Source organism: uncultured Parabacteroides sp., assembly GCF_947855115.1.
Classification (GTDB): Bacteria; Bacteroidota; Bacteroidia; order Bacteroidales; family Tannerellaceae; genus Parabacteroides.
On sequence record NZ_CANTZW010000020.1, the window covers coordinates 21,408 to 39,377 of the forward strand.

Here is a 17,970-nt window from a genome sequence, read left to right on the forward strand (position 1 = left end):
CATGAAACTAATCCATTACACCCTCCGCAACTTATTTATCCCGATATTGGTTATTTTCGCCATTTGGGGATGTATTTTCTGCCTTATGATTCTACATGAGGTAGAAGATGAGACGAATGACAGCCTTGAGAACTACAAGGAAATTATCATTCGTTCCGCTTTAGCAGACAGTACACTGCTGAAAGACCACGTGGATATCATGACCCGATACTACATACGTGAGGTTCCGGAAAGCGAGGCCAAACTAAACAAAGACGAGTTCTATGACACTACGGTATATATTGAGATAGAGAAAGAGCATGAGCCAGTTCGCGCCTTGCGTACTTATTTCATGACTAAAGATCGTAAGTTCTATGAATTGACGCTAGAACTATCCACCCTAGAACAAGAAGATATGATCGAGACGATCATCTGGAGTATGGCGATTTTATATATTGTATTGATAAGTTGCATCTTACTTGTGATCCACCAAGGATTCAAAAAAAGCTTTAAGCCCTTGTATAAGCTGTTAAACTGGCTTAAAAGTTTTCAAGTAGGCAAATACAATCCCCCATTAAGTAATCCTACACCCATCGAGGAGTTTAAAATACTAAACGAGACCGTTCGAGAAAGTGCCAACCAAAGTGAGAAGCTATACAACAAGCAAAGGCACTTCGTGGAGAATGCAGCCCATGAGCTACAGACTCCATTAGCCGTATGCATGAACAAATTGGAATTATTAAGCGAGCATCCGGATTGCACGGAAGACCAACTTAAGGAGATTGCCGGCCTGCATCAAGCGCTAAACGGTATCATCCGGCTGAACAAATCCCTTCTATTGCTATCCAGGATAGATAACAAACAATTTCCGGAAGCCCGGGATATCTGTTTGAATTATCTTATCCATAGGATATTAGAAGAAATCAACGACATATATGAAAGAAAAGCGATCCATTTACGGGTCTCCGAAAAAGAGAGCTTGGTTTGTACCATGAACGAGTCATTGGCCGTTACGCTGATCACCAATCTCATAAAAAACGCCTACGTCCATAATTACGAGAAAGGAGATATCGAGATCACGATCTCTCGCCGTAAGCTTACGATCGCTAACACGGGAATACACCAACCTCTTGATAAGGAATTATTATTTGCCCGTTTCGCCAGCCAAAGTAAACAGAATGAATCTACGGGTCTTGGACTGGCCATTGTCAAATCAATAGTCGATCTATACTCGATCCGGATAGATTACCAATACGCTAACGGGACACATACATTTGTATTATTATTTTACTAACAGCCGAAATTCCCAAAATTTTCCAAAATGTATCCTTTTCTTTGTGGTATAATTAAACACAAGGCGTATGAAAAAGATCAACCATTTAACGATAATATTACCGTTATTATTTATTATGGCTTGTGGCGGTAACGATAAGATCACGAACGACACCAACATGTTACCGGCATCCAGCCGCCAGTTCATATCGGATTATTTCAAGGATATCCCTGTCTCACATATCCAAATAGAGAAAAATCTGATATGGATCAGTAGCTATGACGTGATCCTCACAGACGGAACCAATGTGGAGTTCAACCGTAAAGGAGAATGGAAAGAGATCAAACGGCATAGCCACCCCATTCCACAGGCGATCATTCCGGAGGTAATCCAAAATCATATCAAGAAGAACTATCCTTCGAATAGGGTTGTTGTAATGGATAAAGATATCCGGGACTATGAGATAAAACTAGACAACGGCCTTGAGGTGAAATTCGACCTAAAAGGAAACTTGATTGATATAGACTATTAATAAACACCCTAAATAAGTACTAAATTATTTATCTTTAAAATTAATCGTATGAAAACAAAAGTATTCATAATGGCAATCTTGGTGTGTAGCTCATCCGTATTCATGTCTTGTGATGATGATGACAATCAATTCACACCCGAAAGTATCGTAACGAAAGCCTTCGACACAAAATATCCTGATGCCCAACGTGTCAATTGGGAGAATGAGGCAGGTTATGTGAAGGCTGAGTTCTACACCGGTTCCTATGAGGCTGAAGCTTGGTTCGACCCACAAGGGAACTGGATGCTGACAGAGACCGACCTGCCTTACAACGCATTGCCCCAAACCATAAAAAATAGTTTCGAGGCAAGTATATACGCAACATGGAAAGTAGACGATGTAGATATGCTGGAACGTCCGGATGCCGGAACAGTCTATGTGCTTGACGTGGAAAGCGGCGAGAAAGACGCTGATTTACACTATACAGAAGGTGGTATCCTCATCAAGGAAGTGACCGATGGTAACGACCATAACGAGCACCGGCCATCCGTCACCCCCAGCGCTATTAAAGAACTCATCCAAGAGATGTATCCGGGAGCGACAATCTTCGAGATCGACACGGAAGCCAGAGGAACCGAGGTTGATATCCTCCATGAGAATATCCATAAGGAGGTTTGGCTGGATACCCAAAATAAATGGTTATACACGGAGTGGGAAATACGTTTCTCCCAAGTACCCGATGTCGTAATGAGCGCATTCAAGGCCTCCATTTATGCTTCTTATCGAATTGACGATATTCATGTCATTCAAAAAGTGGAAGGACTTTCTTATGAGTTCGAGCTGGAACAAGGAGACCGTGATATAACGATTCTTTTTAACGAAGAGGGAATCTTGACTTCTCCCGCTCATTAAAAAAACTCCTTATCGCATTTGTACCGCAACGGCTGTTGCAGTGTTACTGCACCTAGATTGCAGTAATACTGCAACAGCATTACAGTAGTACTGCAACCCGGGTTGCAGTAGAACCTCACCGGCTATGTCGGTACGGATGGATCAAGAAAAAGAATTACTGAAAATGATATTTCTCCCAAGTATAGACTCTTGGCTCGCTCAAGTACGGTGCTATTTTCTTGCGAGTTTCTTGGTTCAGATATTGTGGTGTCGTATAAATAGCGGTCAATGTCTGATTATCCGGGCTTAATCGATATTGAACTAAATCCATATCCAAATATGAAACTACTTCTTGATAAGCCTCGTCTTCTTTATCTATTCCGGGCTTAATATACCAATCAGAAGTGGGTTGAGTGAACAAATCCGATGCCGCCAAAGGTTCCCAGTTGGTCGTAAAAAACTCGACACGGCTATCCGGAGCCGGCCCGTTTACCGTAGAGATCATGCAAACCACATAAGTATTGTTCACTAAAGGAAGCAGTTTCATTTCTACCGTGCTACGCTCAGTGGTTTGTAGCAAAAGGTAATCATTCGTCAGCTTCTGTAAGATAGAGAAGCCGTTCATCGTATTTTTTAACCGGGCTTCTTTTCCAGAGTTATAAAGATCTACCAAATCTTTTCGCCAAGCATGCTCCAACTGAGGGATGTATTGATCCGGCATCGCCGTGAATACGCCTGCCATATCCTGTGCGTTCATACCCAGCGCATAAACGCAAATCAGCAATGTAACTATAATTCGTCTCATTATCTAATGTTCTATTTTGTCCCCAAATATAGGAATATCATTCCTAACAACACAAGGAATAAGTCGATCGCCTTGTTCTTTAAGTTTTTTTCATGGAAGAAGATGGCTCCCGCCAAGAATGTCACCAATACATTGCTTCGGCGTACCATCGATACGATAGAGATCATGGAATCCGGGAATGTCAAGACATAAAAGTATACCCAATCTGCCACGCATAGGAAGACCGAGATAAAGATGATATTCCAGCGCCATTGGAAAGGCGTACTTCTTTTCCGGTTCGGATACCATAGAAATAACAGGATGAACAACATGATAAGGCATTGATAGACATTGAACCAGACTTGTACCGTCATCACATCCATACTACGCATCAAATGCTTATCATACAATCCGCTCATCGCTCCGGTCAAGATAGACAGGATCGTGAAGAAGATCCATTTATTGTGGGCAAAATGAATCCCTTCTTTCTTTCCCGAAGAGGAAAGGAGATAAAAGGAGGCGATGGAAAGCAAGACTCCGACCCATTGATATAGATTCAGCCGCTCTCCGAACAGAAGCATCGCACCCAGTAGCGTAAGTACGGGTTGGCTGGCTTTGATCGGCCCGGTTATCGTCAGCGGTAAATGTTTCAAGGCAAAATATCCCGATATCCATGAGGATAAGACGATCACCGCTTTTATCAACACCTTCACATGATCCTCCAAAGAGGCCCGGGGCACATACACCATCGTTTCGTCCAGCCAATCCGTATAGAAAGAGAGCAAAATGAACGGGACGAAAATCAAACTACTTATGAGTGTATTAAAGAATAATACGGGGATAACGGCATTCCCGTTTAAAGACATTTTTTTATTAACCTCGTAACAACCTAACAAGAAGGCAGAGAGGAAAGCTAGAGCTAACCACATGGTAATTGAAAATTAAGAATTGAGAATTATAAATTATGCGAGGGGATAGCGTTTGGTGTAACTGTCAACTATCAACTGTTACTTGTCAACTGTCAACCAGAAAGAGTTTCTCCGGATACGTGACATCCACTAGGAATAGTGCGTGTCCCGGCACGGAGGTTCCGGCCTTGCAACGATCCTTCGCCTCGATTACGCCTCGGAAGCCGTCTATCGTCAAGCGTCCTCTTCCTACCTCTAGCAAAGTACCCACGATCGCACGCACCATATTGCGAAGGAAACGGTCGGCACGGATTGTAAAGACCCAGACATCTCCTTCTTGCGTCCAGCCCGCATGCTGGATATGGCAATTATTCGTTTTTACGTCTGTATGCAATTTGCTGAAACTCGTAAAATCAATATAATCGAATAAAACCTTACATGCCTCGTTCATCGCCTCAAAATCTAAACGACCTGGATGCTTATAAACCAGCTCGTAATTGAACGGGTCTTTCTTCGTCGTAATATAATACTTATAGGTGCGTGAAGTAGCGTCAAAACGGGCATGCGCTTCTGGTATGACAGGCACAATCTTATAAATGGCGATATCTTTCGGTAGAAGCCTGTTTAGTTTTTCCGCAAGGAAAACCAAATCCTCAATCGGTTCCTCCCAATCAAAATGGGCGATCATCAAGCGGGCATGTACACCGGTATCGGTACGGCCGGCTCCCACGATAGGCACGGGTTTACGCATTAAAATGGCTAAGGCCTCCTCTATGGATTGCTGAACCGTCATGCCATTCGGCTGGATTTGCCACCCCCGGAAATTTCTCCCGTTATATCCCAGATATATAAAATATCGTCTCACGTTTATACTCTTTTCTAAAATGTGGCACAAAGGTACAGAAATCTGGCTAAGCCATTGCTTGAATGGATAAAAAAGTTTAATTTTGTGTTTTTAATAGCTTCACTTCAAAACTATCTGACATGTTTGAAACATTACTTCAGTCTTCTTATTTCGCCCTGTTTCTGATCATAGCGCTTGGATTCATGCTAGGCCGGATACAGATCAAAGGTCTTTCGCTAGACGTATCGGCAGTTATTTTCATCGCCTTGCTATTCGGTCATTTCGGGGTTATCATCCCCAAGGAATTGGGGAATATAGGGTTGGTGTTATTCATCTTTACCATTGGTATCCAAGCGGGTCCCGGATTTTTTGATTCTTTCCGCTCCAAAGGTAAAACTCTTATTATCCTGACGTTATTAATTGTCGGTTCGGCATGCCTTACCGGAATTTTATTCAAATATATCTTAGATATCGACACACCCAGCATCGTCGGTCTAATCGCCGGAGCATTGACAAGTACACCCGGTCTGGCGGTAGCGATCGACTCCACACAATCACCCGCCGCTTCTATCGCCTACGGTATCGCTTATCCGTTTGGCGTGATCGGCGTGATCCTTTTCGTAAAACTCTTACCCAAAATGCTTCATAAGGACCTGACCGCCGAGGCGAAAGCGCTGGAGATCCAACGAAAAAGCCAATATCCGGCTTTACATACCGCCGCATTTAAAGTAACGAACAAAAACATTTGTGGCAAGAATTTGGCCCAATTACAGGTTCGGGCCATGACAGGAGCGGTAGTTTCCCGTATAAAGCATGACAATGTCATATCCATGCCAACTCCCCATACCGTACTTCATGAAGGAGATTTATTGAAAGCCGTAGGTAATGAAAAAGCCTTGGAGCAACTGATGTTATTATTGGGAGAACGTATTAAAGGTGATTTGCCGCTAAGCGGCGGGCAGACTTTGCAGTCCCTGCTACTGACCAATAAGGGAATTATCAATAAATCGCTCGGTCATTTAAATCTGCAAGGTACTTTCGGCTGTACGGTGACTCGTGTACGCCGAAGCGGTATCGATCTTTCGCCTGAACCGAATTTAGTGTTGAAGTTTGGAGATAAATTGATGGTTGCTGGCGAGAAAGAAAGCGTAAACGAGCTTGCTCAATTCATCGGAAATGATGAGAAGCGTCTTTCGGATACAGACTTTTTCCCTATCGCAATGGGAATCGTACTAGGTGTCATATTCGGGAAACTAAACATATCCCTTTCAGATTCCTTCTCATTCTCTCCGGGACTGACCGGCGGTATCCTTATGGTTGCCCTAGTATTAAGCGCCATCGGAAAGACAGGCCCGATCATCTGGTCTATGTCTGGTTCTGCCAATAACTTGCTTCGCCAATTGGGATTATTGTTATTCCTTTCCGAGGTAGGAACATCTGCCGGAGTAAACTTGGTTTCCACTTTCCAATCGAGTGGCTTGACCCTATTCGGAGTTGGTATCGCCATAACAATGGCTCCCATGATTATAGCCGTATTAGCTGGTTATTATTTCTTTAAGATCAACATTCTTGATTTAATCGGGACAATCGCCGGCGGTATGACCAGTACACCGGGGCTTGCCGCCGCAGATTCCATGACAGACAGCCCGGCCCCAAGTGTAGCTTACGCTACCGTTTACCCGATAGCGATGGTATTCTTGATCTTGTTTATACAAGTAATAGCGAACTTGATCGTTTAGCTCCTCTTTATAAAGAGATCGTAAAACTCTGCCATCCCTGTAACAAAGTTTTGCTATAGGGATGGTAAGGGTCACAACGTCAATTGTATTTAAATCGTATGGCAGCTTCCTCTATTGGTAACCCAGCTTTGTAATTCTCGATATATGTGTTAAAGCCTTCTACTTCTTCTGCCGTAGGCGAAACCTCAACACCCGCATCACCAGCGGTAACATACTTCATCTTCTTATATGAGTCTCTTACTTACTGGAAATATCATTAATAAGTGTATTTTTGCAACCATTAAATCTTTATTTACCGGAAAACATAATATGAAAAGAAAGAACATGAAAAAAATCGCCGCTTTATTCCTCCTAAGTATAGGCATAAGCTATGCGACCGCACAAGACATCATGCCTGTCCATGAGTTCAACATTGATGTGCAGAAAGTAGGTTCACCTATCCAGCCAACCATGTATGGTATCTTTTTCGAGGATATCAATTTCGGGGCCGACGGGGGATTGTACGCAGAACTGATCAAGAACCGCTCTTTTGAGTTCGAGAATCCATGGGGAGGCTGGGAGCCATTCGGTAACGTAAGTATATCTGAAAAGAATCCTTGTTTTGACAAAAACCCGCACTACGCACGCCTAACTTATGCCGGGCAAATCACCGGAACCGGTCTGGAGAACGAAGGTTTCAAGGGCATTGGGATCAAAGCAGACGAAAAATATAACTTCTCTTTATACGCCCGCACCGTGACCAATGGCTCGATCATGCTACGTATAGAATTGGTAAACAAAGAAAATGATATCTACGAGACGCAACATCTAGAGGTAAAAGGCAAAGACTGGAAAAGGTACTCTGTCATCCTGTCTCCCAAAGAAACAGAGGCAAAATCACGCCTACGCATCACGATGGAAACAGCAGGAACCGTGGATCTGGAGCACATCTCTCTCTTCCCGGAAAAGACATTCAACAATCGTCCGAATGGCTTACGCCGTGACCTAGCACAAGCTTTGAAAGATCTAAAACCGGGAATATTTCGTTTTCCGGGTGGATGTATCGTTGAGGGTACGACCATTGCCACCCGTTACCAGTGGAAAAACACAGTAGGTCCCGTAGAGAACCGACCTATCAATATCAACCGATGGAATTATACATTTCCTCACAAAAAATTCCCCGACTATTATCAATCTTACGGGTTGGGATTCTTTGAATATTTCCAATTAAGCGAGGATATCGGGGCTGAACCTCTGCCTGTATTGAATTGCGGGTTGTCATGCCAGTTCGAAAATGAGGGCATGGACCAACACGTACCAATAGACAAATTACAACCTTATATAGACGATGCCTTAGATTTGATCGAATTCGCCAATGGCCCGGTTACCTCCCAATGGGGTAAAGTGCGTGCAGACATGGGACATCCGGCACCATTCAACCTGAAATTCATTGCTATCGGCAATGAACAATGGGGGCCTTTATACCCCGAACGCCTCGAATTGTTCGTGAAAGCTATCCGAGCTAAATATCCGGAAATCAAAATTGTAGGCAGTTCCGGCTCTAATTCAGAAGGAAAAGATTTCGAGTATTTATGGCCGGAGATGAAACGTTTAAAAGTAGATCTCGTGGATGAACACTTTTATCGCTCGCCTGAATGGTTCTTAAATAGCGCCAAACGATATGACTCGTACGACCGGCAGGGGCCCAAAGTGTTTGCCGGAGAATACGCATGCCACTCGAATAACCGGGAGAATAGTTTCCTTACCGCCCTATGCGAGGCGGCATTCATGACCGGTCTGGAACGTAATGCCGACATAGTAGAATTATGCACATACGCCCCTCTATTCGCAAATGCTGATGCTTGGCAATGGCGTCCAGACTTAATCTGGTTCAACAACCTAAACTGCGTTAAGACCCCTAATTATTACGTACAACAGTTATACGGACACAACGCCGGAACAAACGTATTACCTTTGACAATGAACAAAGAGGCTGTCAGTGGGCAAAATGAACTATTCGCCACTGCCGCTCTCGACAGGAATACGAACGAGATCATCATCAAAATCGTCAACACCAGCATCCAGAATAAAAAGATCAAACTAAACCTGAATGGAATCTCATCCGGCAAACATAAAGGGAAGTTGACGATCTTACATGCAGACAACCTGGAAGCGAAGAATACATTGAGCAAACCTGAAGAGGTCATTCCGGTCGAATCCGCGGTAGAATTGGAAGCTCCCGTCACCGAGGTCTCCATACAGCCATTAAGCTTTTCGGTTTACAGGGTATCTTTATAGTTGATCTACAGGCAACCCAGTAAATGCGTGAGTAACGCATTTACCGGGTACCTATGCCACTACCAGAGAAGCGAGAGAGAAAAGGTCTCTGTTCGGAAAGAGCGTTTGAAAGATTATACGTACATTTGTAAATTCATCTAAACGACTTAAATATGACGCAAACGAATACACAATTAAACCTAGCCTTCGACTATCTGGAGAATACCGGAACCAGTATATTCCTTACCGGAAAAGCGGGAACAGGAAAGACCACATTCTTGAAGAAACTCAAAGAAACCTCCCCCAAACGGATGATCGTGGTAGCGCCTACCGGAGTAGCGGCGATCAATGCGGGAGGTGTAACGATTCACTCCTTTTTCCAACTACCCTTCGGACCGTATATACCGGGTAGCGAAATGGCTTCGGGACAGAATAAATCCTACACCCATAAATTCAGTCGAGACAAGATTAATATCATCCGTAGTATGGACTTGCTCGTGATTGAAGAAGTCAGTATGGTACGTGCCGATTTACTAGACGCTATCAGTGATATGCTACGCCGTTATCGAGACAGGGATAAACCTTTTGGTGGTGTACAGCTCTTACTGATCGGTGATTTACAACAATTAGCTCCCGTAGCGAAAGATGAGGAATGGAGCTTGTTGAAACAACATTATGCCTCTCCTTTCTTTTTCGACAGCAAGGCACTTTCGGAGAGTGATTACCTTTGCATTGAGTTGACTCAAGTATATCGTCAAGCGGATGATACATTCATCCGCTTATTGAATAACATCCGGGAAGGCCGTTTCGATGAGAATACGTTACGCATCTTGAACCAACGCTATATTCCTAATTTCAATCCAGACGATAAAGCGGGTTATATCACGCTAACGACCCATAATTACCAAGCCCAGCAAATCAATAACCGGAAGTTGCAGGAGCTCCCCGGCCCCACTTATACGTTCCGTGCAGAAATCAAGGATGACTTCCCCGCTTACTCCTATCCGACCGACGAAGTGTTGGAATTAAAACTAGACGCTCAAGTCATGTTCGTAAAAAACGACTCTTCCGGCGAGAGACGGTACTATAACGGGAAGATCGGCCGAATCATCTTCATCAGCTCGGACAAGATCATCGTATCCGACAACGACGGTAATGATATCACCGTAGACCGGGAGACATGGACTAACGTAAAATATACGATCGATGAGAACACGAAGGAAATCACGGAAACAATCGCCGGCTCTTTCAGCCAATACCCTCTGAAAACCGCTTGGGCAATCACGATCCACAAAAGCCAAGGCTTGACTTTCGAGCATGCCATCATTGATGCCTCTGCCGCTTTCTCGCACGGACAAGTCTACGTAGCCTTGAGCCGTTGCAAAACTTTGGAAGGAATGGTACTTAGCAGCCCAATCACCAGAAATGCCTTGATTAGCGATGAGAAGATTTTAAATTATACCTCTTCCCTCTCGGAACGCCAACCGTGCGAAGACCAACTCCGACAAGCCCAGCGACAGTACTACTTGAAACTAGTCACCGAACTATTCGATTTCAGGTCCGTACAACAAAAGCTACAATATACATCCTACATCGTATACACTCACCTGCAAAAACTATATCCGGAGTTGAGCAACCACTATCCCCGGATACGGGATTATTTCCGCTCGGATATAGTAGAAGTGGGCGATCGTTTTTGCCAGCAACTCACCCGTATGGTCTCCAGCACAAGTCGCTATGATGCGGACGAACATATACAAGACCGTATCCGAAAAGGCTGTGCTTATTTTCTTGAAAAGATCGAAACCTACTGTCATCCCTTGATAGAAGCCTCCGATGTGGAGATCGATAATAAAGAGGCTCGAAAAGCGTTCATATCTGCGTTAAAAGCTTTCAGTGATGAACTTACGGTGAAGGTCGCCACATTAAAAGCCAGTCAGGATGGTTTTCGCCTCACCGATTACCTATCTGCCAAGGCTAAGGCGAGCATTGAGGAGACGGTTACCGCCAACAAGCGGAAATCCACCCGGAAACCTGCGGAGACGGAAAAGATCTCCGTTTCCACGGATGTCTTACATCCCAAGCTATATACCCGTTTGAAAGAGTGGAGATATGAGCTTGCCGTAGAAAAAGGATTACCCCCTTACACGATCTTACAACAGAAAGCTTTAATCGGTATCTGCAACACTTTGCCCGCAAACCCGAAAGAACTGCTGAGGATACCCGGAATCGGCAAGAAAATCATGGAGAACTACGGGAAAATAATATTAGACATCGTATCTTCCTACTCATCTTCCGCAGGAGAAGGTGAGTAGGGAACTACTTTTATTTGATTATTTCTTCAAATCAAAGCCCAGCATCATGCTATCGTACTCACTCGCCAACTTATTGACAGCTTTCAAGGTAGCATTGCTGGATATAGAAGAAACCGTACTCAGGAACTTCAGCAACTTATCGGCGGTAAAAAGCAGTGTCAGCTCATCGCCGGAAAGGACGATATGGGCGGTAAGCGTAGAAATCGTCAGTTTCTTATTGCCCAGCGTATACCGTAATGTCACGGTTTTATCCTCCGGATTTACGGAGTAAGTTCCTTTGAGGCTTCCCTTCTTCAATGCGCTCGTAAACGTGCTATCCGAGTTAAAGACATAATTAAATGCGCCTTCCACGATACCAATCTTCGCACAATATTCTTTCATTTTCTTCTCCGCTTCCGTCGCTGCCAAGCTTCCCGCCACATTCTTCAAGGCATTATCCCCTCCCAACTGCAAGGCCGGGTTTACATAAGTCCAAGTTCCTTGTAAATTATCGAAAGTCACGGCTTTTCCTCCGGTAACAGAGGTCACGGCATTCTTTACGGCTGATGAATTTAAGATATCTTTTAAGGACTGTCCCTTCATGTTTCCGGGAATCAACAAAAAGCCTAATAAGGCCATCCAGATACATAATAACTTTTTCATCTTTTTGTGTTTTACTCAATTAGAAAATTTATCAAAGATACGAAATATTATTTATACATCGTTTTAAATAACTTTATACGGACATATCGCGAGAAGGCAAACCGCGACATAGCTATCCGGTATTACAAAGGACAGGCTAAAGGCCCGCCTTCCATCTTAAAAGTAATTCCAATGCCCTCGACAACATATAGACGGAAACGCCCCCAAACGAATAAATTCCGTGCTCCATAATCCCGATACGACAACGCTCCCTGCCGCCTTAAGGCTGTATTAAAAGAAAAGCCACACCGTCTCCGGCATGGCTTCCTTTCTTATATCAGGAAACACCTAATTATAGTTTATCGTTAGACCCAAGAACGTTGATGATCTTGTGCTTATAAAGTTTCTCCATGTTATCACGAGCCGGGCCCAGATATTTACGAGGATCGAATTCAGCCGGTTTCTCGGCGAAAGTCTTGCGGATAGCAGCCGTCATCGCCAAACGAGAATCTGAGTCAATGTTGATCTTGCAAACAGCAGACTTAGCAGCCTTACGCAACTCCTCTTCAGGAATACCGATAGCAGCCTTCAAAGCACCGCCATATTTGTTGATAGTTTCAACCTCTTCCTGAGGAACAGAAGAAGAACCGTGAAGAACGATCGGGAATCCCGGAAGTTTCTCCATAACAGCGTCCAATACATTGAATGCCAATGGAGGAGGTACCATACGGCCAGTAGCCGGATCGATATGGCATTGCTCCGGAGTAAATTTATAAGCACCGTGAGAAGTACCGATTGAGATAGCCAAAGAATCGCAACCTGTACGATTAGCGAAATCAATCACTTCCTCGGGATCTGTATAAGTATGATGGTCTGAAGAAACCTCATCCTCAACACCTGCCAATACACCAAGTTCGCCTTCTACAGTTACATCGAATTGATGAGCGTAGTCTACAACCTTCTTTGTCAAAGCAACGTTCTCTTCGTAAGGAAGGTGAGAACCGTCGATCATTACAGAGGAGAAGCCAGAGTCTATACAGCTCTTGCAAGTCTCAAACGTATCACCATGGTCTAAGTGAAGAACGATCTGAGGATTCGGGCAACCTAATTCCTTAGCATATTCAACAGCACCTTGTGCCATGTAACGAAGCAAAGTAGCGTTTGCGTACTGGCGAGCGCCCTTAGAAACCTGCAAAATAACCGGAGAATTTGTCTCTACAGCAGCCTTAATGATAGCCTGCATTTGTTCCATGTTATTGAAGTTGAAAGCAGGGATAGCATATCCGCCCTTAATAGCCTTAGCGAACATTTCTCTTGTGTTCACCAAACCCAAATCTTTGTAATTTACCATAGTTGTTATTATGTTATTACGTTAATGATTAAAAACTTGTACAAAGATAATCAAGATTCATGATAAATGATGCTTCAAAGCATATAAAATAACACAAAATCAATACCCTCAAAAAAAATAATACGATTTTCTTTGTTTGTTTGTGGCAAAGCCTTACCTTTGCAAGCCAAAATACCGGTTACCAAATATATACAGAGTATAAATTAAAAATAGATAATAAAGCAATGAAAAAAGGTATTCATCCTGAAAATTATCGTCCTGTAGTATTTAAGGACATGTCTAACGAAGATGTATTCATCACTCGTTCCACGATTAACGCTAAAGAGACGATCGAGATTGACGGCGTTACTTATCCGTTGGTAAAGGTCGAGATCTCCAATACTTCTCACCCGTTCTACACCGGTAAGTCTAAGTTGGTCGATACAGCCGGACGTGTTGATAAGTTCATGAGCCGTTATGGTAACCGTAACAAGAAATAAGATTTCTTTTCTTTTAAGAAATAAAAAAGGCTGCGATTTATATCGTAGCCTTTTTTTGTATCTTTGCCGGAGTTAACACAATAAAATATCATGGCAAAAACGAAAGAACAATTACTAAACATCTTGGACCAATTCCAGTTGGACGAGAAAGTAGTTTCCGCTGAACCTTTTGGAAACGGACACATTAATGATACACTGAAAGTGACAAACGAGAAAGGGGAGATCAAATACGTGCTACAACGTATCAATCATTTGATCTTCACCAACGTCGAGATGTTGCAAAACAACATCCATATAGTCACCTCCCATATCCGCAAGAAACTGGAAGAAAAAGGGGAAACAGATATCGACCGTAAGGTATTAACCTTCTTGCCTACCAAAGACGGGAAAAAATATTTTTTCGACGGAGACAGCTACTGGCGGGTATGCCTGTTCATCCCCCGCAGCAAAAGTTACGAAGAGGTAACCCCCGATCTTTCCTACGAGGCCGGCAAAGCGTTCGGCGATTTCCAAACCATGTTGTCAGACATACCCGAGGGGACATTAGGCGAGACGATCCCGAACTTCCATAACATGGAGTTCCGTCTGCGACAATTCCGTGAGGCTGTAGCCGCCAATCCGGTTGGCCGGCTGGACGAGGTGAAAGACCTGGTAGAGGAAATCGAGAAGCGTGCGGAAGCGATGTGTATCCAAGAACGCCTATACCGCGAAGGAAAATTGAAGAAACGCACGAACCATTGCGATACGAAAGTAAATAACATGATGTTCGATGCCGAGAGCGACAAGGTGCTTTGCGTGATCGACCTAGATACCGTAATGCCGGGCTTCGTTCTTTCCGACATCGGCGACTTTATCCGCACAGGGGCCAATACAGGAGCCGAGGACGATGAGAACCTGGATAACGTAAACGTAAACATGGAGATATTCAAAGCCTACACCCGCGGGTACATGGAAAAGGCAAAGGCTTTCTTAACTCCTACGGAAATCAAGCTATTGCCCTACGGAGGTCGTTTATTGACCTATATGCAGACCGTTCGCTTTTTAACAGATTACATCAACGGCGATACCTATTACAAGATACATAGCCCGAAACATAACTTAATCCGTACAAAAGCCCAATTCAAGTTACTTCAAAGCCTGGAGGCCCATGCGGAAGAAATGGATCGATTCATGAATCAATGGTTATAAACTATCATACAAAAGAAAATAAAGCGGGCGGGGTGATTCATCCCGCCCGAATCGTATACAACTAACCCTAAACGTCCTACAGCCGTAAAGATACAACCTAAGCTAACACGTAAAAAACTCAAGACCTGGGGATTATTTCAAGTAAACCAAATCTTAAACCTCGTCAACCCATCCGAGTAAGAGCGAAGAGAGAACCTGCAGTTATGTTTCAATAGCACCTCGCGGATAAAGATCAGGCCGATCCCCTGTCCGTTCGGTTTCGTAGAGAAGAAGGGACTGAATAACTTCGCCTCCGTTTCCTTATCGATACCTTTACCTGTATCGGCGATCTCCAGGCAAGTAGGATGCACAGTCGTACGGATATAAATCGTTCCATCCTGCCCGATGGATTCGGCGGCGTTCTTGATAATATTAACCAAGACTTGCTCGAACAAGGAATTATCCAAGTTCACGACTGGTGACTCCTCACTCAGATCCATGACAATCTTTATATTCCGGTTCTGGCAAATCGTCTCCATAAAACGTTTGCAAGAGAAAACCACTTGGCTCAATTCCTGCGGGCGGCTTTGGGGCTCGGGTATACGAACCACGTCCGCAAAATTGGTAATAAAATGACTCATGCTATAGCAACGTTCGATGGAGACTCGCAAAACCTCGCAGACATCCTCCATATCCTTCATCCCGCTGAAAGTGGATTCCAGCGTATCCAGGGTAGAGGTGATGCCTGCGGTCGTATTATTCACCTCATGAGAGATCATACGTATCACTTGCTCATAGGCTTTCTTCTCAGCCTTGAATACTTCTTGGGTCAATGTCTCTATCAAATAAAACTGATGGTGAAAACCCCGGTCCACGAAGGAGGAATGCGTGCATTTATAAATATTAGCGTCGTTCAGCCGGACGGTCTGGGCTTGATACATAGGGACTCGTACCAGTTCTTCCGCCAGTGGCGAATCTAATTGGAGAAAACGTTTTCCCACCATCTCTTCCGAACTCCGTGCGCCAAATAATTTACATGCGGCCGGGTTCATGGATAGAATCTCCTCATCCAAGTTCAAGATGATCACTCCCATCGGAGAAGCGTTGACCAGCAGGTCTAAGAAGTGGTTTTGCTCCCGGAGATGCAAACGTTCATTTTTCAACTGCTCCATCATTTTATTAAAGACATCAACCACGCGGTCTGCCTCCGTCTGGCCAACCTTTCCCAAACGGGAACTAAAATCCTGCTCCTTCAACAGCTCCATGCCATTGCCTATAATATGCAACGGCTTTACAATACGGCGATAAAAGACCAATAAATAGATGACCGTAATCAAGACCAACATTTCTACCGCGAAAAACATCCGGACCGAAGCGGTATAAAAGACATAATAAGTCACCACCGCCAATATAGTCAGCAGCAACGCCGTCAAGATCCAGAACCACCCTTTCAATCTCATCCTGCCTCTTTTATTTATCCACCGGGATCCCGTATTTCTCTAACCTCCGGTATAAAGCGGCACGACTGATCCCCAATGCCGCCGCAACATGCGATAAATTACCTCCATGTACCTCCAAAGAGCGTAGAATAGTTTGCTTCTCCAGCTCATCCAAAGTCAACCCATCCATAGATGGCAGAATCGCAGACTTAGAACCGGATGTATCTATAAACTGAGACTCGAAATCTGAGGCTTCCAAAAAAGTCTTGCCTGATACGAGTACCGTCCGCTCCACCAAGTTCTTCAACTCGCGGATATTACCGGAGAAGGGAAGGCGACTCAAATAAGCCTGGGCATCCGACGAGAACTCAATCCTCGGTAATCCATTGGCCTCCGATTGCTTATCGGCGAAATACCGTGCCAATAATGGAATATCCTCTCTTCGCTCGCGCAAGGCGGGTAAATGCACCGTGATCAGGTTGATCCGGTAAAAGAGATCTTCGCGAAACGTACGGTCTGCCACCATCGACCGCAAATCCCGGTTCGTGGCGCTTACGACCCGTATATCCACCTTACGAGGACGGCTATCCCCCAACACCTCAAATGTTTGATCCTGCAATACACGAAGCAATTTCACTTGGCAAGACAATTCCAAATCGCCAATCTCATCCAGAAATATAGTTCCTTTGTTCGCCATCTCGAAACGTCCCACCCGATCTATATACGCATCCGTAAAAGCTCCTTTCTTATGCCCGAACATCTCACTCTCAAAAAGGCTCTGGGAAAGTCCACCCAAGTTCACCTTCACGAAAGCCTCTTTCGACCGAGGGCTGTTCGCATGGATAGCCTCCGCTATTAACTCTTTTCCTGTACCGCTTTCGCCGGTAATCAAGACAGAGGCGTTCGTCGGGGCGATACGCGAAACCGTACCCAGCACATCCATCAAAGCGGTACTCTGCCCTATAATCTTATCAAAATGAAACTTACGGTCAGCCTCCGAACGATTCAAGGGAACATTCGTCTCTTTCCTCTGCTCGCTTAATTCCAAAGCGGTCTGGATCGATTTTAACAGCACCAAATTATTCCAAGGTTTCGTAATAAAATCGAAAGCCCCGGCTTGCATTCCCTGGACAGCCAATGAGATCGATCCCCAAGCGGTCATCAGGATTACCGGAATATCGGGGCGAAAGATCTTCACTTGTTTCAATAAGCGGATTCCCTCTTCCCCCGTGGTGGTCAACGTGAAGTTCATATCCATCAAGATCAGCTTCGGCGCCTCGGTACGGACTACCTCCAAAGCCTCTTTGGGCCCCGAAACCGCCTCCGGCTGAAACCCCGCACGTTTTAGCAGGAATGTAAGCGAGGAACGAACAACTGCGTCATCATCTATTATCAATATCATACTCTATCTTT

At 44.4% G+C, this 17,970-nt stretch carries 16 protein-coding genes; 8 read left to right on the top strand and 8 right to left on the bottom strand.

What is annotated here, in order from left to right; translation table 11 throughout:
- Position 1 precedes the first annotated feature (1 nt).
- From Q0110_RS12460 to Q0110_RS12470, 3 genes are all read left to right on the top strand, one after another.
- On the top strand, positions 2 to 1,273 hold the full coding sequence (locus Q0110_RS12460; RefSeq protein WP_297906702.1) for a HAMP domain-containing sensor histidine kinase: 1,272 nt from the start codon (positions 2 to 4) through the stop codon (positions 1,271 to 1,273).
- A 67-nt stretch (positions 1,274 to 1,340) separates the two neighbouring features.
- The gene (locus Q0110_RS12465; protein ID WP_297906704.1) at positions 1,341 to 1,784 is read left to right on the top strand and encodes a PepSY-like domain-containing protein; all 444 of its coding nucleotides are present in this window, start codon (positions 1,341 to 1,343) and stop codon (positions 1,782 to 1,784) included.
- Between the two features lie 48 nt (positions 1,785 to 1,832).
- Positions 1,833 to 2,675, top strand: coding sequence for a PepSY-like domain-containing protein (locus Q0110_RS12470; RefSeq protein ID WP_297906707.1), 843 nt, complete (start codon positions 1,833 to 1,835; stop codon positions 2,673 to 2,675).
- A 154-nt stretch (positions 2,676 to 2,829) separates the two neighbouring features.
- Here the strand turns inward: Q0110_RS12470 and Q0110_RS12475 are convergent, their stop codons facing one another.
- The 3 genes from Q0110_RS12475 to truA all read right to left on the bottom strand — a co-directional run bounded on the left by Q0110_RS12475 (position 2,830) and on the right by truA (position 5,211).
- Complete coding sequence (locus Q0110_RS12475; RefSeq protein WP_297906710.1) at positions 2,830 to 3,459, bottom strand: DUF3256 family protein; 630 nt, start codon at positions 3,457 to 3,459, stop codon at positions 2,830 to 2,832.
- Positions 3,460 to 3,470: 11 nt separating this feature from the next.
- Positions 3,471 to 4,367 carry a DMT family transporter gene (locus Q0110_RS12480; protein ID WP_297906713.1) on the bottom strand — a complete coding sequence of 299 codons (897 nt, stop codon included), beginning with the start codon at positions 4,365 to 4,367 and terminating at the stop codon, positions 3,471 to 3,473.
- 85 nt (positions 4,368 to 4,452) lie between these two features.
- Entirely contained in the window at positions 4,453 to 5,211 is a 759-nt protein-coding gene (gene truA / locus Q0110_RS12485; RefSeq protein ID WP_297906716.1) for a tRNA pseudouridine(38-40) synthase TruA, read from the bottom strand.
- 119 nt (positions 5,212 to 5,330) lie between these two features.
- Here truA and Q0110_RS12490 point away from each other — a divergent pair, with 119 nt between their 5' ends.
- Positions 5,331 to 6,929: an aspartate:alanine exchanger family transporter gene (locus Q0110_RS12490; RefSeq protein ID WP_297906719.1), complete on the top strand. Its 1,599-nt coding sequence runs from the start codon at positions 5,331 to 5,333 to the stop codon at positions 6,927 to 6,929.
- A 79-nt stretch (positions 6,930 to 7,008) separates the two neighbouring features.
- On the opposite strand, the gene Q0110_RS12495 is transcribed toward Q0110_RS12490, so the two are convergent.
- Entirely contained in the window at positions 7,009 to 7,149 is a 141-nt protein-coding gene (locus Q0110_RS12495; RefSeq protein WP_297906860.1) for a hypothetical protein, read from the bottom strand.
- Positions 7,150 to 7,238: 89 nt separating this feature from the next.
- On the opposite strand from Q0110_RS12495, the gene Q0110_RS12500 reads away from it, so the two are divergent.
- Together Q0110_RS12500 and Q0110_RS12505 are read left to right on the top strand one after the other, a co-directional pair.
- A complete protein-coding gene (locus Q0110_RS12500) occupies positions 7,239 to 9,206 on the top strand; it encodes an alpha-L-arabinofuranosidase C-terminal domain-containing protein (RefSeq protein WP_297906722.1) in 1,968 nt (655 codons plus the stop codon).
- A 152-nt stretch (positions 9,207 to 9,358) separates the two neighbouring features.
- Complete coding sequence (locus Q0110_RS12505) at positions 9,359 to 11,500, top strand: HRDC domain-containing protein (RefSeq protein WP_297906724.1); 2,142 nt, start codon at positions 9,359 to 9,361, stop codon at positions 11,498 to 11,500.
- A gap of 18 nt (positions 11,501 to 11,518) precedes the next feature.
- Here Q0110_RS12505 and Q0110_RS12510 read toward each other — a convergent pair whose 3' ends face one another.
- Positions 11,519 to 12,142, bottom strand: coding sequence for a DUF4923 family protein (locus Q0110_RS12510; RefSeq protein WP_297906727.1), 624 nt, complete (start codon positions 12,140 to 12,142; stop codon positions 11,519 to 11,521).
- Between the two features lie 331 nt (positions 12,143 to 12,473).
- A complete protein-coding gene (locus tag Q0110_RS12515) occupies positions 12,474 to 13,472 on the bottom strand; it encodes a class II fructose-bisphosphate aldolase (protein ID WP_297906729.1) in 999 nt (332 codons plus the stop codon).
- A 224-nt stretch (positions 13,473 to 13,696) separates the two neighbouring features.
- Here Q0110_RS12515 and Q0110_RS12520 point away from each other — a divergent pair, with 224 nt between their 5' ends.
- Both Q0110_RS12520 and Q0110_RS12525 read left to right on the top strand, forming a co-directional pair.
- The gene (locus Q0110_RS12520; protein WP_007659112.1) at positions 13,697 to 13,951 is read left to right on the top strand and encodes a type B 50S ribosomal protein L31; all 255 of its coding nucleotides are present in this window, start codon (positions 13,697 to 13,699) and stop codon (positions 13,949 to 13,951) included.
- Between the two features lie 90 nt (positions 13,952 to 14,041).
- The gene (locus Q0110_RS12525) at positions 14,042 to 15,139 is read left to right on the top strand and encodes an aminoglycoside phosphotransferase family protein (RefSeq protein WP_297906733.1); all 1,098 of its coding nucleotides are present in this window, start codon (positions 14,042 to 14,044) and stop codon (positions 15,137 to 15,139) included.
- Between the two features lie 137 nt (positions 15,140 to 15,276).
- Here the strand turns inward: Q0110_RS12525 and Q0110_RS12530 are convergent, their stop codons facing one another.
- Both Q0110_RS12530 and Q0110_RS12535 read right to left on the bottom strand, forming a co-directional pair.
- Positions 15,277 to 16,578, bottom strand: coding sequence for an ATP-binding protein (locus Q0110_RS12530; protein WP_297906736.1), 1,302 nt, complete (start codon positions 16,576 to 16,578; stop codon positions 15,277 to 15,279).
- 10 nt (positions 16,579 to 16,588) lie between these two features.
- A complete protein-coding gene (locus Q0110_RS12535; protein WP_297906739.1) occupies positions 16,589 to 17,959 on the bottom strand; it encodes a sigma-54 dependent transcriptional regulator in 1,371 nt (456 codons plus the stop codon).
- Positions 17,960 to 17,970 lie beyond the last annotated feature (11 nt).